Consider the following 26,680-nt stretch of genomic DNA (forward strand, 5'->3'; position numbering starts at 1 on the left):
GCTGGCGCAATGATAACTGAGCTGGCGGCGGTTGAGAATCACTCAGACCAAGGCCAGCGTTCAACGGCCTGTGCCAGCAGCTCTTCAACACTGCCAGCCTGCAGCTCATCCAGGCCCAAAATGGCCAGTGCCTGATGCAGTGCGGGCAGGGGCTGGTCATCGCAAATAGCTGTTGCATGATTTTGTTTTGAGAGCTTATTGCCGTGTTCGTCGCGCACCAGCGGCAGGTGCAAATACTGGCAATGCGGCGCTGCAAAGGCGTCATACAGGGCCAGTTGCCAGACGGTAGCATCCACCAGATCGCTACCGCGTACCACGTGCGTTACGCCCTGATCGATGTCATCTGCTACAACGGCGAGCTGATAGGCATAAAGGCCATCTTTGCGGTGGATAATAAAGTCTTCATGGCTGAGTTGTCTGTCAACGTCCACCAGGCCGAGGCGCCGGTCAGTAAAATGGCTATGGCTAGCGTCATTACGAAAACGCAGCGCAGCGGGGCCGCCGTGGTAGTGGCACCGGCTGCGCTGATGCAGCCCCTGTGCTTTTAGTTGTTTGCGGGTGCAGCTACAGCGGTAACTAAGCTGTTGTTGGGCGAGTGTGGCCAGGCGCTGGTCGTAATCTTGGTGATGTTGATGCTGGTAACGCACCGGGCCATCCCAGTGCAAACCATAGGCGTCGAGGGTACGCAAAATCGCGTCAGCGGCGCCGGCGACTTCCCGGGGCGGGTCGATGTCTTCAATGCGGAGCAGCCATTGGCCCTGGTGGGCTCGGGCATCAAGGTAGGAGCCCAAGGCCGCCACCAAAGAACCCAGGTGTAGCGGCCCGGACGGGCTGGGCGCAAAGCGCCCGACGTAGCCAGCCATCAGCCGGCCATTTGTTTCTCGCGGATCTCGGCCAGAGTTTTACAATCCACGCACATTTCCGCGGTGGGGCGAGCTTCCAGGCGGCGGATGCCGATTTCCACACCACAGGAGTGGCAGAAGCCGTAGTCACCGTCTTCGATGAGCTGGAGGGTCTTTTCAATCTTTTTGATCAGCTTACGCTCGCGGTCGCGGGTACGCAGTTCAAGACTGAACTCTTCTTCCTGTGAAGCCCGGTCTGCTGGATCAGCAAAGTTGGCTGCTTCATCCTTCATGTGGGTCACAGTGCGATCCACTTCTTCTCTGAGCTGGCGACGCCATGCTTCGAGGATCTTGCGAAAATGCGCAAGCTGCTCGTCGCTCATGTACTCTTCGCCTGGCTTCTCTTGGTAGGGCTCTACACCAGCAATTGCCAGTACTCCCAAGGAGCTTTTCGTCTTGTTCTCAGCCATGCTGATTCTCCTAATCACCAGGATGATATGAGCCTTCAGCTCGTTTAAGGCGGCTATCTATAGCAGATAGTTTTAGCCAGGACAACGCTTAGTTAACGACTTTTACAACCCGGTCCAGTGTCATCTGTTGTGGGCTGATGCTGGCGCCCATCGCCAGCACCTGCACACCGGCTAAGCGCGCTTGTGCTAAGGCCTCAGTATAGGCCGGATCGATATCGGCCGCGGCGCTGACGCGGTCAATGCCGCTGTGCATGACCACAAACAGCAATGCCGCTTCGTCACCAGCCCGTACTTTCTCTGCCAGGGCGCTCAGATGCTTTCTAGCCCGCTCGCTGACAGCGTCGGGAAAGGCGCCTAAGCCTTGGCCGCGGTGCAGCGTGACACTCTTTACTTCCAGCCAGCAGCGCCGGCTACCGGCGGTCAGTAAAAAGTCCATCCGCGAGCCGTGGCCGTCGGCTTGCTCCGCGTCGATCTGCTCAGCCCAGCTAAAGGCACTGATACGGTTGGCGGCCAGCGCTTCTTTTACCAGAGCATTGGCACGGGCGGTATTGATGCAAATCAGTTGTCCGTCCTTTTCGGTCAGCTCCCAGCTGCCGGGCAGCTTTTTTTTCGGGCTGGGATCGTAGCGATACCAGATGCTGTCCCCAGGTTCGCCGCAGCCGGTCATGGCACCAGTGTTGGCGCAGTGCACGGTCAGAGGGCCGCGGGTGCTGTCGATGTCGGCTAAAAAACGTTTGTAGCGCTTTATCAGGGTGGCTTTTTCGAGGGCAGGAGCAAACTTCATGGCGGTGGCTTACTGGGGTCAAAATGGCCCCTTAGTGTATGCTGTGGGGCGTTTATTTCTCCAATGCCTTTGTTCGGAGCCTGTTATGAAGACCTGTTTGACCATCAGCCTCAGTGCTGCCGCCGCCCCTGCCCACTGGGGTGATAATGCCCTGCTCAGTTTTGCTGCCGACAGTGCCACAGTGCATGGCACTGAGCGACGTCGTATTCAGCAGGCCGGGCGGCGCCTGCGAAGTCAGGGGGTGAGCGAAGTGGCACTGACCGACAGCTTTGACCGTGAACAGCAATGGGCTTTTGCTGAAGGCTTTATGTCGACTCTGGGGGGGGAAACTATTCACTGGGCCGGTGTTGACGCCGAACTGGATGCCCGCCTGCAGGTGGCCCGCTGGGTGCGGGATGTCACCAACCTGGGGCCGGAACAATTATCGCCGCAGCTGCTGGCCGACAAGGCCAGTGCCTTTATCCGGGAACTTGGTGGTGACAAGGTCAGTACGGAGGTCATTACCGGTGAAGCTTTGCAACAGGCCGGCTGGACCGGCGTTTACAATGTCGGCCGTGGCTCTGAGCGGCCGCCGGTGATGCTGGTGCTGGATTACAACCCCACGGGTGATGCTCAGGCGCCCGTTAGTGCTGCACTGGTAGGTAAAGGTATTACCTTTGATTCCGGCGGTTATTCCATTAAAAGCTCGGAAGGGATGCTCAACATGAAAGCCGACATGGGTGGCGCCGCTATGGTTACCGGCGGTCTGGCTCTGGCGATGTTACGCGGCTATCAGAAGCGGGTGCGGTTGATCCTCTGCTGTGCTGAAAACCTAGTATCAGGTAAGGCTTTCAAACTGGGCGATATTCTTACCTACAACAACGGCACCACGGTGGAAATCGTCAATACTGACGCCGAAGGTCGGCTGGTACTGGCCGATGGTCTGCTGATGGCCAGCCAATCCGGGGCGCCGCTGATCATCAACGCCGCGACGTTGACGGGGGCCGCCATGACGGCGGTAGGCAGTCATTACAATGCCTTGTTTGCACTGGATAAAGACACCTGCGCAAAAGTGCAGGCGATTGCCGAGCAGGAACAAGAGCCGGCTTGGCCCCTGCCGCTGGAGCCTTTTCATCAACTCGAGTGCCCCAGTGCCTACGCTGATACGGCCAACAGTCGCCCCACCAAAGGTGGCGGTGCCGGCGGTGCATCCAATGCTGCGGGCTTTTTGTCCCGGTTTGTGCGTGATAATGGCAAAGGCTGGGTGCATATGGATCTGGCGGCGTGCTTTAACAACAACGAGAACAGTCTTTGGGCCGCGGGTGCCACGGCGCGAGGGGTTCGAACTATCGCCGGGAGCTTGCAGGCCTTGAGCTAAGTCACAGTCTGAATGAAAAAAGAGGGCCATTTGGCCCTCTTTTTTGTAGGCTGCATGCCAGTTACAATCTGGCAACATATGGACATGAAAAAACAACATTTCTTCAGCGTATTAACCCTAGCCTTGTGTAGTATGTCGGCTAGCGCCGCAGAGGCTGAGGTGCCGTCATTGCCAGCCCTGGCTAAAACACCGCAGTTCCAGGGGCTCAAAATTTCTCCTGACGGCCACTACTTTGCTGCGAAAATTCAAAAAGACGATGGCCATACCAGCTTGGTGGTACTTGACCGCCACAACAAGCTAAAAGTGGTGTCGGTGATGAATTTTACCGGTAACGATACATTGGCCGACTTTAACTGGGCTAACAACGAGCGGATCCTGATGCAGCCAGCCCGGTTTGTTGGCGCACTGGAGCAACCCTACGGTACCGGTGAACTGTTTGCCATGAATGTGGATGGCAGCCAGAAAGAAATGCTGTTTGGCATGCGGGCCAAACGTCAGTCCATGCGTGCCAGTGCCAGGGTGATTGATTGGCTCAAGGACGACCCCAAGCATGTTTTGATCGCAACGCAGCCTGCGGGCTTTCGCGATGCCTTCTATCCAACCGTTTATAAGCTCAACCTGTACGGCGGTAAGTTGTCGAAAGTCACTAAGCCGCCGGTTCGTGGTGCTGGCGTGCTGACAGACAGCGATGGCCAGGTGCGCTTTGCGGTAGGGGCCGATCTGGATAACAACAACCAGACACTGGTGGCGTACCGTGATCAAAACGGCGATGACTGGCGTATTATTGAGCGGTTTGATGAGTCCCAAGGGGGCTTCTTACCGTTGACCTTCATCAATGACAACCAGCAAGTGCTGGGCCTGTCTGACCGTGATGCCAACACCAAGGGGTTAGTGCTTTTTGACCCGAAAAGCGGTGAAAAATCACTGGTCTATCGCGACAAGGACGTAGATGTCAGCCCGGTATTTGACTTCAATGGTGGTCAACCGGACAAAGTCATTGGCGTGTCTTTTGAAAAAACTCTGCCGCAGCGGGTGTTTTTGAAAAGTGCCGAGAAAGACCCCTTTGCCGCCGATCTGGTGGCCTTGGAGCAGGCCTTCGGTGGTCGCCAGGTGTCGCTGACGTCCACCACCCGTGATGGCAAGCTCATGGTGGCAGTGGTATGGAGTGATACCCAGCCCAGCCAGTTTTATCTGTTTAACCGTCAGGATAAGAGCCTGACGTATCTGCTCAGTGCCATGCCCTGGCTGCAAGCCAGTCAACTGGCCCACACGCAGGCTTACAGCTACAAGGCTCGTGATGGCCAGCTTATTCATGGTTACCTGACTTTACCTCCAGGTAAGCATAAGAACTTACCACTGGTGATGATGCCCCATGGCGGCCCCCATGGGATCCGTGACAACTGGGGCTACGATCCCTATATTCAGGTGCTGGCAACCCGGGGCTATGCGGTGTTTCAGCCCAACTTCAGGGGCTCCGGTGGTTACGGTAAAGCCTTCCAACAGGCCGGTTACCGTCATTGGGGTACGCTGATGATTGACGACATGACGGACGGTGTGCAGCAGCTGATCAAAGATGGCACTGTCGATAAAAACCGTATTTGTAGCTTTGGCGGCTCTTATGGTGGCTATGCGGCGGTGATGAGTGCGGAGCGTGAGCCGGAGTTGTACAAATGTGCTATCGGCTATGTTGGTGTTTACGATCTGCAGTTGCTCTACGACAAGCCAGGCGCATACAGCGGTCGTGGTTCGGAGAATTTCCGGAAAAATGTACTGGGAGAAGACAAAGCGCGTCTTAAAGCGCAGTCCCCAGCCTTTCACGTAGACAAACTGGCCGGGCCGGTGCTGATTGTGGCCGGCGGAGAAGACCAGATCGCGCCCATCGCGCATTCCGAAGCCCTACGTGATGCCATGCAAAAGGCCGGCAAGCCCTATCAGTGGTATGTGGAGCCGCAGGAAGGGCATGGATTTTATAACCCGGAACACAAGGTGACTTTGTTCAACAAGATGCTCACCTTCCTGGACCAGAATATCGGTCACTAAAAGAGCCGCCTTCGGGCGGCTTTTTTAATCGGATTGCCAGCAGCAGTGGTAGCGCCCGGCCGCTGACACATAAAGCCCAAAGTGACGGGCCGCCAGGGTTATTGCCGGTGCTGGCTGCTGTGGTGTTACCGGTTGGTGGCAATGGCGGGCCAGGGTTAGGTGCGGCTGATACGGATGCTGCTGCGGCTGGCCACCAAGCTGTTCACTGACTTGCTGTAAAGCCTGGGCCAGGGTCATCAGCGCCGATGGTGGCTGGCGGCAACCGAGGTAGAGGATGCCACTGTTGCGCCACTGGCCGAGGTGCTCGACAGTGACTGAAAAGGGCGTAAAAGAGATACGTTGCGCCAGCCTGATCAGGGCTTTGGCATCTACATGGTCACCGACAAAGGCCAGGGTCAGGTGATAATTGGCCATCGGTACCGGCTTGATGGCGGGTAACGCTTGGCGGTGCCAGTGGGCCAGCTGTTGGCGTTGCTGGCTGTCAGGGGTAATGGCAAAGAAAAGACGTTGCCCGGTCATGATAAACTGCCTCGAAAATGGTTACTGGATACTGTCGCATTGCCTTCCTTGCCTGTCGATGCTGTGCTGCCAGAGCTGCTGGCAGCCGTGGATACGCATCAACGCATTATGCTCGAAGCCCCGCCCGGTGCGGGCAAATCGACCCAGGTACCGTTGGCGTTGCTGGCGCACCTGCAGGGCACCATTATCATGCTCGAACCCCGCCGTCTGGCAGCGCGCAGTCTGGCGCGTTATCTGGCGTCACTACGGGGGGAACAGCCGGGGCAAAGTATCGGTTATCGCACCCGCAGTGACAGTGCAGTCAGTGCCCAGACCCGGTTGTTAATCGTTACCGAGGGCATTTTGATTCGCCTGTTACAGAACGACCCTTTTCTAGAGGGGGTCGCGCTGGTGATTTTCGATGAGTTTCATGAACGCAATCTGCCCGGTGATCTGGCGCTAGCGCTAACCATGGACGTACAGCAGGGGCTGCGTGAAGATCTCAAGCTGCTGGTGATGTCTGCCACACTCGACGGTGCGCGCCTTGCCGAGCACCTTGCACCTTGCGCGCGGATACAAAGCACCGGGCGCAGTTTTCCGGTGGCGTTACGTTACCAACCGCCCAGAGCCAACCAGCCCTGGCTGACATTGTGCCAGCAGACTGTACTGCAACTGCTGGCCGAGGAGCCGGGTTCCATGCTGGTGTTTTTACCAGGAGGGGGCGAGATTCGCCGGCTGGCCAGCCTGCTAGAAGGGCAGCTGCCCAGCGATGTGGCGCTGTTCAGTCTCTATGGCGATCTTGATAAAAAACAGCAGGATGCAGCCATTGCCCCACCTGAGGCCGGGCAACGTAAAGTGGTACTGGCGACGCCTATTGCCGAAACCAGCCTGACCATTGAGGGCATTCGCCTGGTGGTAGACAGCGGCTGGTGCCGACGACCGCAGTTGGACCCGGCCACCGGCATGAGCCAGCTCAAGCTGTGCCGTATCAGTCAGGCGTCAGCAACGCAGCGGGCCGGCCGCGCCGGGCGCTTGGCTCCGGGAATAGCTGTGCGGTTGTGGGGGGAAAGCCAACAGCAGAGCCTGGCGGCGCAGTCGCCTGCGGATATCAGCCAGGCCGATTTAACCAGTACCGCATTGGAAGTGGCTCTTTGGGGGGCCAGTGCGTTGCCATGGCTGGAGCCGCCGCCAGAAAAGCCCTGGCAGGAAGCCAAAGCCTTGCTGCGACAACTGGATGCGCTACAAGGCGACAACCTCACCGCAGCAGGCCGTGCCATGGCGCAACTGGCCTGTCACCCACGGCTGGCACACATGTTAACCGCTGTTGCCAGTCAAGCTCCCGGTAGTCTGCGGGAGGCTTGCTATCTGGCGGCACTACTGGAAGAACGTGACCCTTTTCATCAGTGGGACAGCGATCTGGAGCCGAGATTGCAAGCGCTACAACGGGCACCACAGATCCGCCGGCAGGGCGAGCGTTACTGGCAACAGTTAGGGGGTGCCCGTACCGGCAAACAGTGTTCGCTGGGTGCCATGCTGGTGTTGGCCTACCCAGAGCGCCTGGCCCAGCAGGTGGCGCCGGGGCGTTATCGTTTGGCCATGGGGCGCGGTGCCCGGCTGGCTGAAGATGATCGCCTGTGGGGCAGCCCTTGGCTGGTGGTGGCAAACATGACCGGCAGCCAGGGCGATCAGCATATTCGCCTGGCGGCGGCGGTTGACGAAGCCCACTGGCGGGCTTTACTGAGCCACCATATTCACTGGCAACCCCGCCTGGACTGGCAGGCTGACGGCCTGATCGCCCAGCAAGAAGCCCGTTATGGTGCCCTGGTGCTCGATACCCGGCCACTGAACACACTAACCAGCGAGCAAAAAGTCGCCGCCCTGTGTGATGGCTTGCGCCGCCAAGGCTTGCCAGCGTTACCCTGGAACAGCGCTGCCGAACAGCTGCGGTTACGGGTGGCACTGGCGGCTGAGCTATTACCAGAACACCCCTGGCCAGACATGAGCGATGGCAACTTGCTGGCCGAACTGGAACACTGGTTGGGGCCTTTTCTGGGCCAGGTGAGCCGCCCGGCAGCCTTGGCGAAAGTCGACTTGCTGGCCGCGCTTAGAGCCTGGTTACCCTGGCCACTGCCTGCGTTGCTGGATGAAAAACTGCCGGTGAAGCTGACCGTTCCAACCGGCCAGGCCGTTACCCTGGAATATCGGGCTGGGCAGGCACCGCTGCTGTCAGTACCGATTCAGGCCCTTTATGGTCAATTAAACTCACCGACGCTGTGTGATGGCAAAGTCACGGTGACTTGTGCCCTGTTATCACCGGCGCGGCGCCCCCTACAGGTTACCGGCGATCTGGCCGGTTTCTGGGCGGGCAGTTACAGCGAGGTGCGCAAAGAGATGCGTGGCCGCTACCCGAAACACGAATGGCCAGCCGATCCGGCGAATGCCCAACCCACTCGTTACACCAAAAAACGGCAACAAAGAGAGTCGCAGTGAGCGCAAAGAAAAAACGCCCTACGAAAAAAAACGTCGAGAAAGCCCCGCCGAAACGCCGCTGGTGGTCCTGGCTTGGGAAGCTGACTCTGGCGTTTAGTGCGGCAGTGTTGTTGTACGGTATCTATCTTGATGGCGTGGTGCGCCACCGTTTTGATGGCCAGGTGTTTCAGCTGCCGGCGCAGATTTATTCGCGGCCGTTGACTCTCTACGCGGGGGCGCCGTTGTCGCGCCAGCAAATGATTGCCGAATTGCGGTTGCTGGATTATCGCAAGGTGGCCAACCCGGATCAGCCCGGGGAGTTCTCTGCCTCTACCACCAAAGTCGAAGTCTTTCGCCGGCCCTTTGCCTTCCCGGAAGGTTTCGAGCCTGCCCGGCGATTGCTGGTGGCCTTTGCTGGTGATCGTATTGACGAGGTCTATGACAGCCAGAGCAATCAACCGGTAGCGGTGGAGCGCATTGAGCCGGTACTGGTGGATCTGTTGTCGCAGACCACCACGGACGAAGACCGTATTTTTGTACCACTGGCGAAGATGCCGCCGCTGCTGCCAAAAACGCTGGTTATGGTTGAAGACCGTAACTTTTATCACCATTACGGGGTTTCGCCGCTGGCCATTGCCCGCGCCATGCTGGCTAATCTGCGGGCCGGGCATACCGTACAGGGCGGGTCGACCCTGACTCAGCAGTTGGCCAAGAACTTCTTTTTGACACGGGAAAAAAGCCTGTGGCGTAAGCTCAACGAAGCCATGATGGCCGTCCTGATTGACTTGCGCTACAGCAAGCAGCGGGTACTCGAAGCTTATCTTAATGAGATTTTTCTCGGCCAGGCCCGGGTTCAGGCTGTACACGGCATGGGCCTGGCAGCACGTTTTTATTTCTCGCGGCCGCTGTCTGAGCTGACTCCGGCGCAAATTGCCATGCTGGTGGGGATCATCAAAGGGCCGTCTTACTATGATCCCCGGCGCCATCCCGAGCGCACCCGGCAACGCCGTGACCTGGTGCTGAAGATGATGCTGGAGCATAACCTGATTGATGGTACCCAGTATCAGCGGGCGGTCAGCTCGCCGCTGGCGGTTACCGCGAAAAGAGAACTGACCACCACCAAAGTTCCGCCCTACATGCAGGCAGTTCGGCGGGAGCTGGCGGGCGAACTCAAAGAGGTGGTGGGCGATCATCAGGGCATCCGTGTGTTTACCGGCCTTGAGCCCCTGGCCCAAACGGCACTGGAAAAGGCGATTCACCGCCGCTTTGGCGCCATCGCTGGTAATACCCCATTGGAGTTGGCTGCGGTGGTGTCGGATCAGCGCACCGGCCTGGTCAAAGCCATGGCGGGTGGCAAAGATGTCGACTTTGCCGGCTTCAACCGGGCTCTGGATGCCCGCCGGCAGATAGGCTCCCTGGCCAAACCGGCGGTATACCTGACGGCGTTGAGTGAGCCGCAGTTTAACTTGGCGACCCCGCTGGACGATAAACCCATCAGTTTGAAATCAGACAAAGGCGATCTCTGGCAGCCACAGAACTATGACCATCAGTTCCGTGGCCAGGTGGCGTTGGTGGATGCGCTGACCCACTCTTTGAACGTGCCGACGGTTAACCTTGGCATGAAAGTCGGTGTCTCAGCCGTTATCGATACTTTCCGGGCATTGGGCGTTAACGGCGACCTACCTCCTTATCCATCGCTGTTTCTGGGCACTGCGGCGCTGTCGCCCTGGGAAGTTAATCAAATGTACCTGACCCTGGCCAGAGGGGGCGCCCGGTTGCCGTTGGCGACCATTTCTGCGGTGACCACCGGCGATGACAAACTGCTTTACAAGCGTACCGAGCAGGCGCGCCAGAAGGTCAGTGCCGACGCCGCTTACCTGACCGATTACACCCTGACGCAGGTAGCGCAGCGGGGCACGGCTCATACCCTGGCCAGCCACTTTCCCAACAAGCTACTGGCCGGTAAAACCGGCACTACCGATGACCTGCGTGACAGCTGGTTCAGTGGTTTTGATGCCCGTGATGTCGCCAGCGTCTGGGTCGGCCGAGACGACAATCAGCCCACTGGCCTGACCGGTGCCACCGGTGCCTTGCGGCTGTTTGAGGCGTACTTGGATTATCGCCAACCGATCAGCTTGCGGCTGCGGCCACCACGAGACGTGGTGGACGGGCACTTTGATGATCAGGGGCACTATCTGGGCAACTGTGGTGGTGGCCGGGTGTTACCGGCCATCAAAGCCAATTTACCAGAGGTGAAATGTGGCTTTTTTGAGCGGCTGTGGCGTTAAGGGCGCAGATACCAGCAGCCGTCTTCTTTGACTAACTGCGCGTCCAGTACATCCGGCAGTTGTGGCTTGCTGAAGTAAAAGCCCTGCACACTGGGGCAATTGAGCTCGTTGAGCAGCAACAGCTGCTCAGCGGTTTCCACCCCTTCCGCAACGACGCTCATTTCCAGCTCCCGGGCAATGGCAATAAGTGCCGCCACCAAGGTGTATTCCTTGCCCTTGTCGGCCAGGGCCTGGACAAAACTCTTGTCTATTTTCAGCACGTTAAAGCGATGCTCGGTGAGATACCGCAGCGACGAATAGCCGGTGCCAAAATCATCCAGAGCCAAACGTAGCCCCATGTCCTGCAACGATTGTAATGACAGTTGGGTCTGGGCGTGGCTGGCGTCGAGGATCACCCGCTCGGTCAGCTCCAATTCCAGCTTACTCGGCGACAGTTGGTACTGTTGTAACAGGCTTTCAACTTGGCCAACCAGTTCCGGGCTACGCAGCTGCCGGGCTGACAGGTTCACGGCCATTTCCGGCTCAAAGCCCAGTTCACGCCATTTCGCCAGCTGCGCACAGGCCTGATGTAGTACCCACTGGCCAATGGCAAGGATCTGACCATCTTCTTCGGCCAAGCCAATAAACTGTTCCGGGGAGACGGCGCCAAGCTGGGGGTGATACCAGCGGATCAGCGCTTCAACGCCGGTCACATGGCCGGTTTTGGTGTCGAGCTTGGGCTGATAGAGCAATCGAAATTCTTTGTTTTCAATAGCCTGGCTAAGTGCCCGTTCCAGCGTCAGGCGCCGTTGCAGTACCCGGTTCATGGCCGGTGTGAAGAACCGGTAGCGGGTATCGTCGTTGTCGCGGGTCTGCACCCGGGCGGCATCGGCGTTACGGATCAGCTCGGATACGTCGTGGCTGTCTTCCGGGTACATGGCAATGCCGATGGTGGCGTTAACCTGTAGCCGCTGGCCGGCGACGGTAAAGGGCTGAGCCAGGCAGTCGAGCAGCTTCTGGGCCACCACTTCGGCGGTTTTGGGCTTGCTGGCGCGCTCAAGGATCACCAAAAATTGATCCGATCCCATTCGTGCCAGGGTGTCAGCCGGGCGCAAGGTGGCGCGCCAGCGGCGGGCCACTGCTGCCAGTAGTTGGTCGCCCACCAGGTGGCCGCAGCGGTCATTAATGTCCTTGAAGCGCTCCAGATCAGCAAACAGCACCATGACATGGCCGTCCTGATGCTCGTGACTGATCAGCGCCTGTTGCAGACGGTCAAAGGCCAGCAAGCGATTGGGCAGGCCGGTCAGGCTGTCCAGGGTGGTTTGCCCCTTGGTCTGCTGAGCCAGGCGAAAGCGCTGTAGCAAGTCGCTGATAACGGCCAGCAGGCTTTCCAGAAAAGGGGCTTCATCGTCTTGTAACTGCAGGTTCAGGCCACTGTCATTGCGTAGCCCCATCAGCAATGCCCACTCCCCATTGACCACCCATGCCAGGCGCTGAAAATGGTTTGCTGTCAGGGTACTCAAGGCCGCCGGCAGCTCCTGTCCTTGTTGCCAAAAACAGCTGGCCCGGTGGCAGTCAACGGCAGGCAGAATATCGGGCCAGTGGCCAAGCTGGCTGATGGCCTGCCAGTGTTCCTGCTGGTAGTTCAGTAGCGCCACCGCATCAAGCAGGCCAGCTTTTAGTAAAATATGCAGCAGGTTACGGACCAGCGTGTTTTCGTCCTCACAGCTACTGGCCTGGCGGTAACCGTCACGGGCCAGGCGTAAAAAAATCCGGTTGCGGCGCAGCTCCCGGTTAAGCCGGGCCTGTTCGACCAGCAAGCTGCTGAGTTGTTGATGCAGGGGTTGTTCTACCATTGCAGTAAGGTTCCGGCCCAATTAACCAGTTTGCTCTGCCCTTGCTGGCTGAGCAGTTCTGCGCCTGACAATATGCCGACCAAGCGTTCCCCTAGGTGTGCGGCCAGCACCGTGGCGTCTTCTTCGCTGGCGCCGGTCAGCATGGCCGTCCGGCCCATGCATTCGATGTAAAAACTGGGTCGGTCAGTATGGCATTGTGTCAGAATTTGTGCGGTTTTAGCGCGCCCGGCATCACTGTCGCGGCGCATCAGTTGCAGGGTCTGGCCCACTGTCACCTGGCCTGTCCCCAGCGTCAGGGTACCTTGCTGGCTGTCAACGGCCCGGAGACTGTGACAAACACTGCTGCCACCCCAGTCAAAGCCCATTGCCAATTGCCGCAGTAGTCCTGGGGGCAGGGCATCGAGGCCACTGACGGCCAGAGTGCGATCCAAAGCGGGCTGGCCGTCCAGGGCGTAAATGCAGTTACCTTTGGCCTCGGTCACCGTCATCGGCGGGCTGATGGGGCTGGTGCCCAGGGTCTGGGTGCGGTTTGTCGGTGGCGGCAGCTTCAGGGCGATGACTTGGTTATCAACCACTTGGTCGCCACAGAATTGAAAACTGTCTTTCATCTGCAAATCACCCACCAGGCCGACGCCATCGAGCTGTTTGCCATTGAGGCTGGCAAGTAACGGCTCTGGCCGCTGGCCGAGCAAGTCAAGCAGGCAAAAAGCGTAGTCATCGGCTAACCAACGCGCAAAACCGCTGTGGTCATGGACGCTAAAACAGCCGTAATCCACGGGGGTGTCAAACAGTAACAGCAAGGCTTCATAGCCGCCGTATTCAACGCCCTGGGGGGTGATAATGCCGCAACAGCTGCCACCAAACAGGGGAATGTGGCCCAGCAAACGTTGCAGCTCGGAGAGCAGCCATTGCGGCTGATGGAAGCCACTGGCAAACAGCAGCCCCCAACGGGCATTGGCGGCATGGCGTTGATAACGAACCAGTTCGGCTGCGGCCAGACGACTGTCCGGAGCCAAACTCCAACTGGCACTAAACATGGCGATAACAACGAGGACAGATAAGGCCAATCTATGCCGGCCCTGAAAGGAAGTAAAGGGGCCTGAAGGCCCCCTGGGTTAAAGTGCTTGGAAAGCGGCTTCAGCTGCCGCGATAGTCTGCGCGACATCCTGGTCACTGTGGGCCAGTGACAGAAAGCCCGCTTCAAAGGCGCTGGGGGCCAGATAAACGCCATGCTCCAGCATCAGGTGGAAGAAGCGTTTGAAGGCCTCGGTGTCACAGTCACAGGCCTGCTGGAAGTTGCTTACGTTGGCGGCGTCGGTGAAGAAAAAGCCGAACATGCCACCGGCGTAATTGATTGCCAGCGGCACACCGGCCTTATCCGCGGCAGCCTTGAAACCGTGGATCAGGGTTTGGGTTTTGCTGGCCAGCGCCGTTTCGTTGCCGGGCTGATCCAGGGCGTTAAGTGCGGCCAGGCCGGCTGACATCGCCACCGGGTTACCTGACAAGGTACCGGCTTGATAAACCGGGCCGACCGGGGCCAGGTATTCCATAATGGCCTGCTTGCCGCCGAAGGCACCGACAGGCATGCCGCCGCCAATGACTTTGCCGAGAGTGGTGAGGTCGGGCTTAACGCCATAGAACGCCTGGGCGCCGCCCAATGCGACCCTAAAACCGGTCATCACTTCATCGAAAATCAGTACTGCCCCAAAGCGGTCACAGATCTCCCGCAATCCCTGCAAAAAGCCGGGCTGAGGCGGTACGCAGTTCATGTTACCGGCCACCGGTTCAACAATGATGGCGGCAATGTCGTCGCCCACTTCGTTAAACAGGGCTTCGACAGAATCGAGATCGTTGTAGTTGGCGGTCAGGGTATGTTGGGCAAACTCAGCCGGTACGCCGGGTGAAGTGGGCACGCCCATGGTCAGCATGCCGGAGCCGGCCTTGACCAGCAGGGTGTCAGCGTGGCCGTGGTAGTTACCCTCAAATTTCACAATCTTGTTGCGGCCGGTGTAACCACGGGCCAGGCGAATGGCACTCATGGTGGCTTCGGTGCCAGAGTTGACCATCCGCACCATATCCATGCTTGGCACCAGAGTGCAGACCTTTTCGGCCATGGCCACTTCCAGCTCGGTAGGCGCTCCGAACGACAGGCCTTTCTCGGCAGCTTTGATCACCGCTTCGCGAATGGCGGGGTGATTGTGCCCGAGGATCATCGGCCCCCAGGAGCCGACGTAGTCGATGTAGCGTTTGCCGTCTTCATCAAATACATAGGCGCCGTCGGCGTGTTCGATAAACAGCGGCGTGCCGCCGACGCCATTGAAGGCGCGTACCGGTGAATTGACGCCACCGGGGATACGCCGGCGGGCTTTACGGAACAGGTCGTCAGAACGGGACATGATAGATTTCCTTGCGTTAAAGCCCCTGCGCTTTAGTGGAGTGCCAGAGCACCGGGGCGTCGTATTGTTCCAGTTGCTTGTCTACGCCCAGGGTCAGGGCAAAGAGCGCCATACGGATCAATACGCCGTTGTCGGCCTGGCGGAAAATCGCCAGGCTGGGATGTTCATTAAGGTCGTTGTCCAACTCGTTGGCTTCCAGGCGTGAATCCCGGGGTAGCGGGTGCATGATGACGGTGTTGGACTTGGCATGCTGGGTATAAATGGCCTGATTGAGGCGGAACCGGCCACGATACTGACGAGCGTCATCCAGTGACGGAAAACGTTCTTCCTGGATACGGGTCAGGTAGCAGATATCAGCAGCGCTCAGGCTGCCTTCCAGGCGGTCGGTAATGTTCACCCGGTGGCCAGCGTCGTCAAGCAGGCTGAGCACTTCCTCTGGCATGGCCAGCTCCGGCGGCGATACCAGAGTGAAATGGAGATTTTTATAAAGGCGCAGCAGTTTGGCCAGTGAGTGCACGGTACGGCCGTACTTGAGGTCGCCCACCATGGCGATGTGCATGCCATCAATACCCTGCGCGCGGCCCGCCAGTTCCTTTTCGATGGTGTACAGGTCCAGCAGTGCCTGCGTGGGGTGTTCGTTGGCGCCGTCACCGCCATTGATCACCGGTACCCGTGAACCCTTGGCAAACTCGGCCACCGAACCGGCATCGGGGTGGCGCATGGCAATGACATCAGAGTAGCTGGACAGTACCCGGGCGGTATCAAACAGGCTTTCCCCCTTGGACAGGGAGGAGCTGGTCAGCCCGACGGTTTCGCGCACCATGCCGCCGAGCAGGTTAAAGGCACAACCGAAGCTGACCCGGGTACGGGTTGACGGCTCAAAAAACAAATTACCGAGGATCGCCCCTTCCAGCACTTTGGTGCGTTTGCGGCGGTGGGCGTAGGGTTCCATGCGGTCAGCAACTGCAAAAATTTGCTCGATAGCATCACGGTCCAGCTGTTTGACCGAGAGGATATTAGCGCCGGTGAAAGTCATGGGCATCTTCTCTTTACGGGCGTTGCGGGTGGTGCCATCACATCTGGCCTGGCTGGCTGGCCATTATAGAGGCTAAGGCGTTTACGCAAAAGCCAACTTGGCCGAGAGTTTTGTTATACTGCGCGCCTTCGTAACTTACTGATACCCAACGCCATGCGATCGCGAGTTCAATCAAGCAGTCTGGTCCGGCTCTTTCTGGCAGCCGACAAGGCACCGCTTTGGTTGTTACTGCTCTCGGCGCTGGTGGGGGCGCTGGCCGGGCTACTGGCCACCGGTTTTCAGCTAGGTCTGCACGATGTGCTGTCGTGGCGGGCGCAAGGGCTCAGCCTGTGGGCTCAGGCCGGCTGGCCACGCTGGCTGCTGGCGATGACCGTCACCGCTGTCATGACCATGTTGGCTCTGTGGCTGACCTACCGTTTTGCACCGGAAGCCGCCGGCTCTGGTATCCCGGAAATTGAGGGTGCGCTGGATAACCTGCGGCCCGTTCGCTGGTGGCGGGTGCTGCCGGTGAAGATTTTCGGTGGCTTTCTGGCCCAGGGCGGCGGCCTGGTGCTGGGTCGTGAAGGACCGACCGTTCAGCTCGGTGGCGCGGTTGGCAAGCTGGTTGCCGATCTCTTTAAAGTCAGCAAAGACAATGCTCATGCCTTGTTGGCGGCCGGTGCTGCCGGCGGCTTGTCAGCGGCCTTTAATGCGCCGCTGGCCGGGGTATTGTTTGTGGTTGAGGAAATGCGGCCACAGTTTCGCTACGGGCTGATTTCCATCAAGTGTGTGTTTATTGGCACCGTGGTCGCCAATATCGTTTGTAGGACCATGCTCGGTCAGGAAGCTGCCATTGAAATGCCCAGTTACAGCCCGCCGTCGTTACCATCGCTGGCGCTGTTTTTGTTGCTGGGCTGCCTGTTCGGAGCTTTCGGTATTCTCTTTAACCGCGCCATTTTGTTCACGCAGGACTGTTATGCGCGGCTTCATCGCAACACCATGAAAGGGCGGCTGCTGCTGGGCGCTGCACTCGGAGCGGCGATGGGCCTGTTAACCGTCTATGGCCCGGATCTCACCGGTGGCGGCATTGCTCTTATTCCGTCCGTTACTGTGGGCAGCTACACCATCGGTGCCTTGTTGTTGCTGTTTTTAGGCCGACTGCTGACCACGGTGCTCAGTTTTAGCTCCGGCGCTCCGGGCGGTATTTTTGCACCGATGCTGGCACTGGGCACTTTGTTTGGCATGGGCTTTGGGCTGCTGTGTCAGACCTTGCTGCCGCACCTGGGTATTGAGCCCGGTACCTTTGCTATTGCCGGTATGGGGGCGCTCTTTGCAGCGACAGTGCGAGCGCCGCTGACCGGTATCATCCTGGTCATTGAAATGACCAATAATTACCAGCTTATCCTGCCGCTGCTGGTGACCATTATTGGTGCCACCATGGTGGCTCAGGCCCTGGGAGGTAAACCGCTTTATGGCCAGTTACTGGCCCGTATTCTGGCGGCGGAGCAAAAGCGTGACGCGGCGTGACGGGCTGGTGGCAATAGCCTTGTGTGTGGTGATGGGCTTTGCCGTTGGTCGGCTCAGTAAACTCAGCTCGCCGCAACTGGCGGCCCGTCTTAATCAAGCTCAGACCAGTCAGGCCATGACCCAGGCTGAAAACGAGGCCCTGCGTGACACCAACCGCGCCCTGCGCCAGCAGCTACAGACCCTGACCGGCGACAATCAGCAGCTGCGCCAGCAGCTGGATACCTTCAACCGCGCCTTCAGCCCACAGGACAGCCTGGTCAGTGTGGCGTCGCTGGCCATGGTGTCGGAACGTGATGGCGCCTGGCGTTACCAGCTGGCGCTGATGGGCGTTGGCGGCCGGATCATTCCCGGACAGCTGGGTATGGAGCTGGCCGGTACGCTCAAGGGATTGCCTTTTACGGTGGATTTGATTGAAGCGGCCCGTGGTGACCAGCATAAAGGCCAGGACTGGCTGCGTTTTAAGATAAAAAACCTCGAGCGACTGTCTGGGCGCTTTTATCTGCCAGACGGTTTTGTGCCGCAAACCCTCGATTTAACGGTGAAAATTCCGGGCTTACCGGCCAGCCTGCGTCATTACGGCTGGCACACCCTTGCACCGGTGGGCCCGGTAAACTGATAATAGTGCCCAGCAACAAGATTGGAGTCTGTGATGAGCGAAGCGCCTATGCCCATCCACTTTACCGATGCCGCTGCGCAGAAGGTAAAAGTGTTGATTGAGGAAGAACAAAACCCCGAGCTGAAACTGCGGGTTTACGTAACCGGCGGTGGTTGCTCCGGGTTCCAGTACGGTTTTACCTTTGATGAAAAAGCCAATGATGGCGACACCCTGATTGAAAAAGAAGGGGTGACGCTGGTGGTTGACCCGATGAGCCTGCAATACCTGGTTGGCGGTACGGTTGACTACACCGAAGGTCTGCAAGGGTCGCGCTTTTTGGTCAATAACCCCAATGCCACTACTACCTGTGGCTGTGGTTCGAGCTTTTCTATCTGAATAAAAAAGGCAGCCTGGGCTGCCTTTTTTCATGCCTCAGCGCTCTGCAGCGCCGGTAATTGCCGGGCCATTTCCCGCCGCGCCAGTAGCCAACTCAACAGCGCTTGTAAAAAGCCCACCAGCACCATCCAATACCACAAAGTGGTCAGGGAAAAGTGTTGCTGGTGTGACAGGTAGCCAACGCCAATGGCAAACAGCAGCAAACGCATGGCGGCACTGAACAGTGCTGGCCAGGTATTGCCCATGCCCTGAAAGAAGCTGGAGCAGCTAAAGGTAATGCCTCCAGCAAGAAAGGCAAAGGACATGATGCTGAGAAACTCCACGGCAATCTGCACCACCGTTGCATCGGTTGTGAAGATGCGGGCGATGACCGCCGGATGCCACTGGCACAGCAGCATGGCGATAAGCATCAGCAGGGCCTCAATCAGCAGGGTTTGCTTAAGGGCCTCACGGATGCGCGGCCCCTGGCGGGCGCCCAGGTTCTGGCCGACAATCGCTGGCAGGGCAAAAGACACCGCCATGGCCGGCAGATAGAAAAACTGCATCAGACGGCTACCTACACCATAAGCGGCTTGCGCCTCGGCGCCGAAGCCTTTGATCAGCCAGTACACCAGGATTGTCGACGTAAACATCAGCGCAAACTCGCCCCCGGCCGGCAAGCCGATAACGAGCAACTGCCGCCAGGTGGCCCAGCGTGGCCACAAGTGCTGCCGATGCACTGCCAGATGCCGGGCGTGGCGCAGCATATAGATTGCCAGTACCACCATACCCACGACCACCGACAAGGTGGTCGACAGCGCGGCCCCCATGACCCCCAGAGGGTGCCCGGTCAGCCAGCCGGCCGTCATGATCGGGGTCAGCAGCATGTTCAACAGTACCGTCAGTAACTGCACCACCATGGTCGGTTTAACGATACCACTGCCCCGCAAGCCGGCGCCCATGGCGGCATTGATGAACATCATGGCCAGCGCCGGTAAAGACCAGTGCAGGTAGGTGAGGCCGGCGGTACTGGTGGCAGTGTCGGCAGCCAGCGAGTGAATGTAATACTGAGCAACAGGGTAGCCGGCCAGTAGCGTCAGCAAGGCTGTCAGCAGCGCCATACTCAGGGCTTGATTAAACACCCGGTTGGCCTGTTCGGTGTCTTTGCCGCCGATCGCGCGGGCGATCAGTGCCACAGTACCGACGCTGAGGGTCTGGGTCAGGGCCATTACCAGCATCATCACGCTGCCAGCGGTGTTGACCCCGGCCAAAGCAGTACTGCCCAGATGTGCCACAAAATACAGATCCACCATTTGATACAGCGTTTGCACCAGCATGCTGATGATGATCGGCACCGACATGGCAATGATCTGGCTACGCACTGAACCTTGTGTCAGGTCACGCATGGTGTATTGGCTCCCCCTGTAATTGCCGGGTTCCGGCCAGCAGCATATCAAGCTGCTGTTCGTCCAGTGGCCCCAGCAGTTGCCGGGCGGTGCTGGCAAAGGTGACCATGGCATCGTTAAAGCGCTCCAGGCCGGTGTCGGTGAGCTTGACCATACTGACCCGGGCATCACGGGGGTTAGCCTGGCGGCTGACCAGATGCAGTTTTTCCATTGGTAACAGTAAGCGCGTGACCCCAGAGGCGCTGAGGCCAACCTGGGCTGCCAGATCAATTCGCCGCAGAGCATGCTGGGGCGCTTGCTGGAGCTGCCACATCACCTGCAGTTCACTGACACTGATACCGTGCACGCTGAGCTGACCTTCCAGTTTGCGTGTCAGGTGCTGGCCGAGCTTGATCAGCGCCAGCAGCGTTTGTTGAGCCTTGCACATTTTTATTTGCCTGATATTTGAGTTCGCAAGTATATTGCGGTGGTTTATGTGCCTGTGCAAGCTTTTTTAGTTTTCAGGAGGTGCGGGGATTATTTCTGCCTGCTGATAAGCAGCCCAAAGGGTGGCTGCTTTTTCGGGGAAGTACTTGCTCAATAAAGCAAAAATTGTTGCAGCAGTGTCCAGGTCAGGTTTGCCGCTGACCGCCTGAGGTAAAAAATGCATCTGAAAAGCCAGCAGAACATCGCGGGTCTGACGATCGGCACTGCCGGTCACTTGCAAGCGGTAACCGTAGTCGGCCAGAGCCTGCTGCAATATTGGCAAGGGTAACGGCCGCTGGCCAAAAGCCTGGCGGTAACGGGCCCGTGTATCTTGCTCATACCAGGCTCCGACACCGGCCTGATATAGCTGTTGCCAGGGGAAGCGTGGGCCCGGGTCGTCTTTGCGGTCAGGGGCAATATCGGCGTGGCCGATCACCTGTGTGGGGCCTATATCCGGGTGGCGGGCCAGGATCTGTTGAGCCAGGCGGACGACCAAGCTGATCTGCTCGGGATCAAAGGCCGGATACTGGCACTGGCGGCGGCCATCAGGGTAAGGCGGTGGCTGGCAGTCTGGCTGATTGACAATTTCCACGCCGATGGAAGTGTCATTCAGATCTTCGCGGCCCTGCCAGTAACTGACGCCGGCATGCCAGGCGCGCTTGTCTTCCGGCACCAGTTGGAAAACAGCCAGTCGGCTGTAAGGATAGCTTGGGTCATGGTGCTGGGGGATCAGGTAATGGCTGGAAACCTGATGCTCGCTGACCAGTGCCCGCACTGAACCGGCAAAATCCTCCGCGGTAAAATGCAGCACCAGAAACTTCACCCGATCATTGTAATTAGGTGAAGGCAGGCTTTTTAGTGGTAATTGGCTGCAACTGCTCAGCAGAAGCAGCAGCAAAAATGGAATAACGGCTTTCACAGGCGCCCTCATGGTTCTGTTCAGCGTAAATTCACTGCCAATACACTGCAAGCCGGGCAGGGGCCTGATAGGCTGAACAGTGAGACCTGCGAGGACGCCATGCTCAAGCCCCTGTCACTACCACAGTCCCTACAACCGCACAGTAGCGCGGCTGCTGAGCGCCTGGGGGTAATGTGCTGGAATACGCAAAAATGCACGCTCAGCCGGGCTTTTATGCAGCGTCTGCAATGGCTGATGCATCATTACCCAACGCAGCTTTTACTGTTACAAGAAGCGAAGATGCCAGTGGGGCAGCGCCTGAACCTGGCGGGACTCTCGTGGATGATGGCCCCGAATATACAGACCCGCCGCCACCATTTTGGCGTGGTTACAGCCAGTGAGCTGGCATTTGAGGACGCCACAGCCTTACTGAGTCAGCACCGTGAGTTGCAGTTTGCGACACACAAAAGCGTGATGCTCAGTGAGCACCTGTTCGCCGGTGAGCGGGTACTGGTGGCCAATGTGCACTCGGTCAACTTTGTACACCACCGGCGTTTTCTGGCGGAAATGGAAAGCCTGATTGATTACCTTCAGGCCCACCGCGGGCCTATGGTGGTAGCGGGTGACTTCAATGTCTGGAGCCGTCGCCGTCAGCGCTATCTGGCGCGTTTTACCGAGTTGACCGGACTGCGTCAGGCGGTGATGGAAAACCCCCATCACATCAAGCAGGTTTTCCGCCAACCACTGGATTTTATTTTTTACCGGGGCCTGCAGCTGGACAGCGCCACGGCCATCGATACCGATCTGCTGTCCGACCACAACCCCATTTATGCCCGCTTCTTGCCGCTCTAGGCGTCTACCGCCAGGGCTGCATCATGGTGCTGTTCGGCCTGAGGGCTGACAAAAATCCAGTCTTTTTCTTCTACTAGGTTCAAGGTGCCATCACGGGTGGTGCGGATTGGTACTACCACATCACAGACGATCTGCGGCTTCACCGAGGCAAAAATCGGCACGAAACCGAAGTGGCGAGCGGTATCAATGATGGCGCGCTGGTTAGCCGGGTCAATGTCGGCTGCTTCATCAATGTAGAGCGGGATGTGGTACTGGTCGCGCTCTTTGTCATTGAGCAGCTCACGGATAAACAACATGCCACACAGCAACTTGATGGTGATGCGGGTGCCATTAGAACCAGCCGAATCAATCTTGTCGAATGACTCGGTGTGGCCGGCCCTGTCTGTCACCTTAAAGCGGATATCAAACAGATCATCCAGGGTCAGGCCAGCCCGTTCGCTACCCACCTGAATGAGGTAGTCCTTGGCTTCGCCCAGGGCTTTGTCATTGCTGGGTTGACTGAGGTCGAGCAGATTGAAGCTTTCTCCCTGTTCTACCTGCTTTGAGGCCTGCAAGATGGTGTCGATGTGCTGCACCAGCGCAGGCCGGTCCAGAACTTCGATCTTGAAGCCTTTGAGGTTGGAAATCGGGTGGCGGGTAATGCTCTGATTAAAGCGCTCCATTTCACTGTGCAGGCGCAGCAGATCATTACGCAAGGCGCTGAGCGTGCCGGCAACATCCACCAGTGCCGCCCGGGCCTGGCGGGCAATTACTTCCCGTTCGGCCGGCAGGTTGTGGAAGCTGTTGATGAGCTTCTGGCAACGGCTTTCTTCATCTGGCTCACCGTCATACTGGGTAATGCCCTGCTTGAACAGGTGCAAGTAAGTGTTGGCAATATCCAGATCGTGGTTACGCAGATCCCGACATTCGCGGTTGAAGTAATCAACAGTGTCCGCCAGGCCATCCATATCCAGCTGAATATCCATCAGATACGGGGTCTGCCGGCCACTGCGTAGATCCAGCTGGTCGTCCAGGCGTTGGCCTTTGACTCTGGCCAGTGCATCGCCCTGGCGCTGCAGGTTGTCTTTTTGTACCTGCAGTTGCATCAGTTGATCGTTAATACGCGTTTCCTGGCCACGCAGTTCGTCGAGCTGGGCACTCAGCATGGCTTCTTCTTCTGCCAGGGCGTCGAACTGGCGCTGTTGTTCGGCATACTGGCCACGCATTTCATCAAAGCGGGCAAAAGCCCGCAGGGCCGCCTGTTCCTGCTCTATCTGCTGCTCCAAGGAGCGTTTCTCGGCCTGTTTGGCTTCCAAGTCCTGCAGGGTTTTCAATTGCGCATTAAGCTGCGCCAGCTCTGCTTCTTGCTGCTCAATGCTTTCTTTGAGGGCGACTTTATCTTCACTGGCGCTGAAATCGTGGCTACCCAGGTGCTTCAGGGCGACGGTAGCACCGGGCAGGTGCAGTGTGTCGGCGCGGATGCAGCCGGCCAATTGCTCCAGCAGTTCGCCAAAGGCGTGGTCGTCCTCGATGTGAATGTCACCGCCAGTGGCGGTGGACAACGCCAGCAGATCCGGGTTGAGCAGTTTGCTCAGCTCCGCCACTTCGCCAGGCGATAGATCTTCACGCAGCCGGGAGTAAAAGTTGTATTCGAGGTTCTTGAACTGCAGCTTGTTGGAGCTGAGTTGCCGGCGCAGGTCGCGGATGCGCCGCTCAATGGCTGATAACGGCTGGGCCTTGACCGAGGCCAATAGCCCCACCAGATCTTCATATTCCAGTTTGAGACTGGCCAGGTTGTGCTCCAGGGTACTGGCATCAACCAGGGCAAACTCCTGATGCAGGCGGTCGTAATCGGCCAGCCATTGCTCCAGTCGGCCTTTGCTACCGCCGAGGTTCATCAGTTGCTTTTGCAAAAAGCTGTGCTGGCCTTTCAGGCTGGCTTTGTCATCCAGCAGCTGTTGATGTTGCTCGCCCAGCGCCTGCTGCTTGTCGTCCATGTGGTCATGCCATTGCGCCAGCGCTTTATCCAGCTTGGGTTGGTAAGCGGCCAGCTTGCCCCGCAAAACGGCGCGGCTGTCGAGCAGGTTCTCAAGGGCGGTAATGGCGGCGCTTTCGCGTTCCATGACCGCCAGTTGCGCCCGCATCCGGTTCACTTTGTCGAAGGCGTTGTGCCAGACCGCCAGAAAATCGATACGGGCATTGGAAAAGTGCCGGTCAAAGACTTTTAGCATGAAGCCTTTGACGTCCTGGGCGCTCAACTTGTGCAAGTTGAGCATGCGCCGGAAGATCTCCTTATAAACCGGCGCGTCAGAAACATTATTCAAGGCGATGAGCTTCATGCTGAGGTGTTCAAAGGGGGTGGCGCCCCCGGTCAGCAGGGCGTTCAGTTCATTGGCTTTCAGTTCTTTGGGGTGCAGGCTCTGGCTTTGCAAGCGTTCAAAGAGCTTGCCGTACGGCAGGATGCTGTTGCCCGCCATGTAGTGGCCCAGATCCAGCGCTCCTTCATAGCAGAAGTACTGGTATTGGTAGCCGCTGGCTTTGCCCCGGCCGGCAACGCCGATGGTCATGGTGCGATCGCCAGGCAGTTCGGCTTCAAGAAGAATGTAGGAACGGTCGGAGCCGAAGTAGAACTTGCGGGTTTCCTCAAAGCTGTGGCCATCCCACTCGGTCAGGCGCATGTCATTGATCAGTGGAAACTGTAGCGCGTTGATCACCGACGACTTGCCGGTGTTATTGGGAGCGCAGACGGATACCGGTTTGTTCAGCGGCAGTACGCATTTGCCATAACCGGCGGTATTGAGCAGGGCCAGCTTGGTGAGGCCAAAACGGTTGGTGGTCATGGTTGGGCCTCTTCGGTCAGCGCCAGAGCGGCATCTATAAAGCGGTGGCAAGGCGGCAGCAGTCGGAAGCCGTCGCCATCTTCACGGGCAAAGCCTAAACGCAGCATGCGGTTGAAGACTTCTTTGCGCAGATCGGAGGCACTGTGCACATTGAGCTGTTCAAACAGGGCCAGGTGGCGGCTCACCAGTGCGTCCATTTCCGCAAAGCCGATACTCTCATCGAACAGGCTTTGCAGTGGATCTTTACCGGCATCGGCACGGTCTTCTACCAGGCAATAGAGGGTAAGCGCGAACCACTGGGAGGTTTTCGACATGGTGGCGCTAGTGTCGGGGCTGTCGAAGTAGAAAAAACCGCGCTCGTCGTGTCGCAGGTCATACCCCAGTGCTGCAAACAGGGTTTCGTAGGCACTGTGTTGGGCACTTAGCTCCAGCCACAGGCCGGGCTCATTTTCACTGAGGTGATAGCCTGCTGCCAGTTTGCGGTGGATCTCGTCCAGGGCCTTTAGTTCGGCCAAATCAATCATCATGGCGGGTCTCCAACGGATACAGTTCCACGGTGCAGTCAGCCAGTTTCAGGCGTTGGCGTGGGCCGTGGCGGTTTTCACTGTTCAGTTCCAGCAACTGATAAAGATGCAGCAGCTCATCGGCGGCCAGTTGCGGGTAATGGTCTTGTAGCCAGTGCAGGGCACTGGGGTGGCGGGCCTTGGCAAAAGCGGCTTTGACCTGTTCCGGATCGGGTAAATTCAGGTGTGCCGCCGGTGCCCGATCGTCATCGTCAGGCAGGGTGACGTCCTGATCCTGATAACGGCTGATGTCTCCCAGATAAGCCAGCAGCTGGCTGTGGCTGGCCAGGGCCCGGCGCTGCTGATCGGAAGCCAGTACCGGTGTGTGCTCGGCCAAGGCGCGCTCCAGGCCTTGCTTGCGCACGGCTGCCAGCATCTGGCTGGCGGCTTTGGCCACCAGGGTATTGCGGCGCAGTTCCTGACGCAGCGGCAGCAGGACATCGGCGGCTCGGCGCAGGCTTTCGCGACCTTCGTTAAAGAGGATCAAAATACGGGTCCGCAGTAGCAGCAAGGCGCTGCGAACGTCACTCATCAAGCCGGCCTGAGCCAATTGCTGGTGTTGTTGATAGAGCAGAGCCGCCAGCTGGTCGAGGGCCTGGGAAAAGTGGCCATGGGTATCAAGCAGGGCCAGCATTGGCTCGATGTAGTCATCGAAGGCATCCAGTACCAGCTGGTAACGGTGGCCAAGAGTCAGTGTGGTATCGGTCTTTGCCTGCTCGGCAAGGTGGTAAATGGCGCTTTCATTGGCGATAAAGGCTTGCCCGACCTTGCGAACCAGGCTGTCTATGCGGCGAACAAACCGGCGGCTGTCATCACTGTCGCGGGCGCTAAGGCTGCCTTGCAGCCGTTCACTGAGCCGCTGTATTTCACTGAGTTGCACTTCAATTTCGCCACTCAGGCCCAGTTGATGCTCGCGCACCAGATGCTGCACCAGCTCGAAAATCAGCCCGTTTAATTCCAGCAGGCTGGATTTGGGGAGCGGGATGGCAATGTCCAGAGTGACAAAACGTTCGGCTTCTTTGAAGCATTTCTCGGGGCGCCAGTGTGGATTGTGGCGCTGCATCAGCCCTTGCAGATCCTGCAGGCTGAAGGGGGTATAGCCAAAGTGGCTGACCAGAGCGTCGAGGGTTGGCCAATGTTCGGCCAACAGACGGATGATCTTGCTGGGATGGTGCATGTACGACTC

Annotated in this window: 22 protein-coding genes; 8 read left to right on the forward strand and 14 right to left on the reverse strand. The window is 58.2% G+C overall.

Annotated elements, in window-relative coordinates; translation table 11 throughout:
• Positions 1-38 precede the first annotated feature (38 nt).
• The 3 genes from gluQRS to sfsA all read right to left on the reverse strand — a co-directional run bounded on the left by gluQRS (position 39) and on the right by sfsA (position 2,096).
• On the reverse strand, positions 39-863 hold the full coding sequence (gluQRS, locus tag WDB70_RS02395; RefSeq protein WP_406666246.1) for a tRNA glutamyl-Q(34) synthetase GluQRS: 825 nt from the start codon (positions 861-863) through the stop codon (positions 39-41).
• Entirely contained in the window at positions 863-1,312 is a 450-nt protein-coding gene (gene dksA / locus WDB70_RS02400) for an RNA polymerase-binding protein DksA (RefSeq protein WP_406666248.1), read from the reverse strand. Before dksA ends, gluQRS begins: the two co-directional genes overlap by 1 nt.
• Positions 1,313-1,400: 88 nt before the next feature.
• Complete coding sequence (sfsA, locus tag WDB70_RS02405; protein ID WP_406666250.1) at positions 1,401-2,096, reverse strand: DNA/RNA nuclease SfsA; 696 nt, start codon at positions 2,094-2,096, stop codon at positions 1,401-1,403.
• 85 nt (positions 2,097-2,181) lie between these two features.
• Here sfsA and pepB point away from each other — a divergent pair, with 85 nt between their 5' ends.
• A complete protein-coding gene (gene pepB / locus WDB70_RS02410) occupies positions 2,182-3,453 on the forward strand; it encodes an aminopeptidase PepB (RefSeq protein ID WP_406666252.1) in 1,272 nt (423 codons plus the stop codon).
• 84 nt (positions 3,454-3,537) lie between these two features.
• Positions 3,538-5,493, forward strand: a complete 1,956-nt coding sequence (locus WDB70_RS02415) for an alpha/beta hydrolase family protein (RefSeq protein WP_406666254.1) — start codon at positions 3,538-3,540, stop codon at positions 5,491-5,493.
• A 24-nt stretch (positions 5,494-5,517) separates the two neighbouring features.
• On the opposite strand, the gene thpR is transcribed toward WDB70_RS02415, so the two are convergent.
• On the reverse strand, positions 5,518-6,012 hold the full coding sequence (thpR, locus tag WDB70_RS02420) for an RNA 2',3'-cyclic phosphodiesterase (protein ID WP_406666256.1): 495 nt from the start codon (positions 6,010-6,012) through the stop codon (positions 5,518-5,520).
• A gap of 39 nt (positions 6,013-6,051) precedes the next feature.
• Between thpR and hrpB the strand changes: the two genes are divergently transcribed.
• Positions 6,052-8,481, forward strand: coding sequence for an ATP-dependent helicase HrpB (hrpB, locus tag WDB70_RS02425; RefSeq protein WP_406666257.1), 2,430 nt, complete (start codon positions 6,052-6,054; stop codon positions 8,479-8,481).
• A complete protein-coding gene (mrcB, locus tag WDB70_RS02430) occupies positions 8,478-10,748 on the forward strand; it encodes a penicillin-binding protein 1B (protein ID WP_406666259.1) in 2,271 nt (756 codons plus the stop codon). The genes hrpB and mrcB overlap by 4 nt, the downstream gene beginning before the upstream one ends.
• On the opposite strand, the gene WDB70_RS02435 is transcribed toward mrcB, so the two are convergent.
• The 4 genes from WDB70_RS02435 to WDB70_RS02450 form a co-directional block, all read right to left on the reverse strand.
• Positions 10,745-12,583, reverse strand: a complete 1,839-nt coding sequence (locus tag WDB70_RS02435; RefSeq protein WP_406666261.1) for a putative bifunctional diguanylate cyclase/phosphodiesterase — start codon at positions 12,581-12,583, stop codon at positions 10,745-10,747. The genes mrcB and WDB70_RS02435 overlap by 4 nt on opposite strands.
• Positions 12,577-13,620, reverse strand: a complete 1,044-nt coding sequence (locus WDB70_RS02440; protein ID WP_406666263.1) for an FIST N-terminal domain-containing protein — start codon at positions 13,618-13,620, stop codon at positions 12,577-12,579. Before WDB70_RS02440 ends, WDB70_RS02435 begins: the two co-directional genes overlap by 7 nt.
• 78 nt (positions 13,621-13,698) lie before the next feature.
• A complete protein-coding gene (gene hemL, locus WDB70_RS02445) occupies positions 13,699-14,979 on the reverse strand; it encodes a glutamate-1-semialdehyde 2,1-aminomutase (protein ID WP_406666265.1) in 1,281 nt (426 codons plus the stop codon).
• Between the two features lie 16 nt (positions 14,980-14,995).
• Entirely contained in the window at positions 14,996-16,015 is a 1,020-nt protein-coding gene (locus WDB70_RS02450) for an aspartate carbamoyltransferase (protein ID WP_406666267.1), read from the reverse strand.
• A 153-nt stretch (positions 16,016-16,168) separates the two neighbouring features.
• Here WDB70_RS02450 and clcA point away from each other — a divergent pair, with 153 nt between their 5' ends.
• The 3 genes from clcA to erpA are packed head-to-tail and all read left to right on the forward strand — an operon-like array spanning position 16,169 to position 18,512.
• Positions 16,169-17,521, forward strand: coding sequence for a H(+)/Cl(-) exchange transporter ClcA (gene clcA / locus WDB70_RS02455; protein WP_406666269.1), 1,353 nt, complete (start codon positions 16,169-16,171; stop codon positions 17,519-17,521).
• Positions 17,508-18,137, forward strand: a complete 630-nt coding sequence (locus WDB70_RS02460; protein WP_406666271.1) for a DUF6776 family protein — start codon at positions 17,508-17,510, stop codon at positions 18,135-18,137. The genes clcA and WDB70_RS02460 overlap by 14 nt, the downstream gene beginning before the upstream one ends.
• Positions 18,138-18,170: 33 nt before the next feature.
• A complete protein-coding gene (gene erpA / locus WDB70_RS02465) occupies positions 18,171-18,512 on the forward strand; it encodes an iron-sulfur cluster insertion protein ErpA (RefSeq protein ID WP_406666273.1) in 342 nt (113 codons plus the stop codon).
• A 29-nt stretch (positions 18,513-18,541) separates the two neighbouring features.
• Here erpA and WDB70_RS02470 read toward each other — a convergent pair whose 3' ends face one another.
• From WDB70_RS02470 to WDB70_RS02480, 3 genes are all read right to left on the reverse strand, one after another.
• Complete coding sequence (locus tag WDB70_RS02470) at positions 18,542-19,897, reverse strand: MATE family efflux transporter (RefSeq protein ID WP_406666275.1); 1,356 nt, start codon at positions 19,895-19,897, stop codon at positions 18,542-18,544.
• Entirely contained in the window at positions 19,890-20,324 is a 435-nt protein-coding gene (locus tag WDB70_RS02475) for a MarR family winged helix-turn-helix transcriptional regulator (protein WP_406666277.1), read from the reverse strand. The genes WDB70_RS02470 and WDB70_RS02475 overlap by 8 nt, the downstream gene beginning before the upstream one ends.
• 66 nt (positions 20,325-20,390) lie before the next feature.
• Complete coding sequence (locus WDB70_RS02480; RefSeq protein WP_406666279.1) at positions 20,391-21,281, reverse strand: N-acetylmuramoyl-L-alanine amidase; 891 nt, start codon at positions 21,279-21,281, stop codon at positions 20,391-20,393.
• Positions 21,282-21,380: 99 nt separating this feature from the next.
• Here WDB70_RS02480 and WDB70_RS02485 point away from each other — a divergent pair, with 99 nt between their 5' ends.
• On the forward strand, positions 21,381-22,112 hold the full coding sequence (locus tag WDB70_RS02485) for an endonuclease/exonuclease/phosphatase family protein (protein WP_406666281.1): 732 nt from the start codon (positions 21,381-21,383) through the stop codon (positions 22,110-22,112).
• Here WDB70_RS02485 and WDB70_RS02490 read toward each other — a convergent pair.
• Genes WDB70_RS02490 through WDB70_RS02500 form a run of 3 tightly spaced genes read right to left on the reverse strand, consistent with a single transcriptional unit; the run spans position 22,109 to position 26,671 of the window.
• Entirely contained in the window at positions 22,109-24,931 is a 2,823-nt protein-coding gene (locus tag WDB70_RS02490) for an ATPase (protein WP_406666283.1), read from the reverse strand. The two genes, WDB70_RS02485 and WDB70_RS02490, sit on opposite strands and share 4 nt — an antisense overlap.
• Positions 24,928-25,458 carry a condensin complex protein MksE gene (locus WDB70_RS02495; protein WP_406666285.1) on the reverse strand — a complete coding sequence of 177 codons (531 nt, stop codon included), beginning with the start codon at positions 25,456-25,458 and terminating at the stop codon, positions 24,928-24,930. Before WDB70_RS02495 ends, WDB70_RS02490 begins: the two co-directional genes overlap by 4 nt.
• Positions 25,448-26,671 carry a hypothetical protein gene (locus tag WDB70_RS02500; RefSeq protein WP_406666287.1) on the reverse strand — a complete coding sequence of 408 codons (1,224 nt, stop codon included), beginning with the start codon at positions 26,669-26,671 and terminating at the stop codon, positions 25,448-25,450. Before WDB70_RS02500 ends, WDB70_RS02495 begins: the two co-directional genes overlap by 11 nt.
• Positions 26,672-26,680 lie beyond the last annotated feature (9 nt).

The sequence above is a fragment of the Gallaecimonas aegicerasi genome (assembly GCF_045291545.1).
Taxonomy (GTDB): Bacteria; Pseudomonadota; Gammaproteobacteria; order Enterobacterales; family Gallaecimonadaceae; genus Gallaecimonas.

Coding starts and splice junctions, on each gene's coding strand:
- gluQRS (WP_406666246.1), bottom strand. CDS start 863: ATGGCTGGCTACGTCGGGCGCTTTGCGCCCAGCCCGTCCGGGCCGCTA.
- dksA (WP_406666248.1), bottom strand. CDS start 1,312: ATGGCTGAGAACAAGACGAAAAGCTCCTTGGGAGTACTGGCAATTGCT.
- sfsA (WP_406666250.1), bottom strand. CDS start 2,096: ATGAAGTTTGCTCCTGCCCTCGAAAAAGCCACCCTGATAAAGCGCTAC.
- pepB (WP_406666252.1), top strand. CDS start 2,182: ATGAAGACCTGTTTGACCATCAGCCTCAGTGCTGCCGCCGCCCCTGCC.
- WDB70_RS02415 (WP_406666254.1), top strand. CDS start 3,538: ATGAAAAAACAACATTTCTTCAGCGTATTAACCCTAGCCTTGTGTAGT.
- thpR (WP_406666256.1), bottom strand. CDS start 6,012: ATGACCGGGCAACGTCTTTTCTTTGCCATTACCCCTGACAGCCAGCAA.
- WDB70_RS02435 (WP_406666261.1), bottom strand. CDS start 12,583: ATGGTAGAACAACCCCTGCATCAACAACTCAGCAGCTTGCTGGTCGAA.
- WDB70_RS02440 (WP_406666263.1), bottom strand. CDS start 13,620: ATGTTTAGTGCCAGTTGGAGTTTGGCTCCGGACAGTCGTCTGGCCGCA.
- hemL (WP_406666265.1), bottom strand. CDS start 14,979: ATGTCCCGTTCTGACGACCTGTTCCGTAAAGCCCGCCGGCGTATCCCC.
- WDB70_RS02450 (WP_406666267.1), bottom strand. CDS start 16,015: ATGACTTTCACCGGCGCTAATATCCTCTCGGTCAAACAGCTGGACCGT.
- clcA (WP_406666269.1), top strand. CDS start 16,169: ATGCGATCGCGAGTTCAATCAAGCAGTCTGGTCCGGCTCTTTCTGGCA.
- erpA (WP_406666273.1), top strand. CDS start 18,171: ATGAGCGAAGCGCCTATGCCCATCCACTTTACCGATGCCGCTGCGCAG.
- WDB70_RS02470 (WP_406666275.1), bottom strand. CDS start 19,897: ATGCGTGACCTGACACAAGGTTCAGTGCGTAGCCAGATCATTGCCATG.
- WDB70_RS02475 (WP_406666277.1), bottom strand. CDS start 20,324: ATGTGCAAGGCTCAACAAACGCTGCTGGCGCTGATCAAGCTCGGCCAG.
- WDB70_RS02485 (WP_406666281.1), top strand. CDS start 21,381: ATGCTCAAGCCCCTGTCACTACCACAGTCCCTACAACCGCACAGTAGC.
- WDB70_RS02490 (WP_406666283.1), bottom strand. CDS start 24,931: ATGACCACCAACCGTTTTGGCCTCACCAAGCTGGCCCTGCTCAATACC.
- WDB70_RS02495 (WP_406666285.1), bottom strand. CDS start 25,458: ATGATGATTGATTTGGCCGAACTAAAGGCCCTGGACGAGATCCACCGC.
- WDB70_RS02500 (WP_406666287.1), bottom strand. CDS start 26,671: ATGCACCATCCCAGCAAGATCATCCGTCTGTTGGCCGAACATTGGCCA.